The 290-nt window shown below is 75.5% G+C and carries 1 protein-coding gene; it reads left to right on the forward strand.

Features of this window, described 5'->3' with window-relative positions:
* Window positions 1-283, forward strand: a 283-nt coding sequence (locus MD536_RS21155; RefSeq protein WP_239603780.1) for a hypothetical protein, incomplete at its 5' end; no start/stop codon positions are given.
* Between the last annotated feature and the right edge of the window lie 7 nt (window positions 284-290).

A 290-nucleotide genomic window follows, 5' to 3' on the forward strand; every position in this document is an offset into this window, starting at 1 on the left:
CTACGACCGGGTCGACGTGACTGCGCTCGCGGCCGTGCACGGCGTGGGCGACGTCTCCGGCGAGATCGTCACGTACGTGCCGCGACCCGAGGCGCAGCGCCACTACGAGGCGGCCCGCGACCTCGGTCGTGCGGCGGTGGAGCGCCGGTACTGGGACCTCGTCGACGACGCGTTCGCGGCGCTCGGCGCCGACCACCACCAGCGCTACCACGCCACGACGCCGGCCCCCGACGTCCCGGTGGTCGAGCTGCAGCGGCGGCCGAGCCACTGGCAGCGGCGCTGATCCGACG

Origin of the sequence: Flavihumibacter cheonanensis, from assembly GCF_022352215.1 — a bacterium.
In the GTDB taxonomy this organism is placed as follows: Bacteria; Bacteroidota; Bacteroidia; order Chitinophagales; family Chitinophagaceae; genus Flavihumibacter; species Flavihumibacter cheonanensis.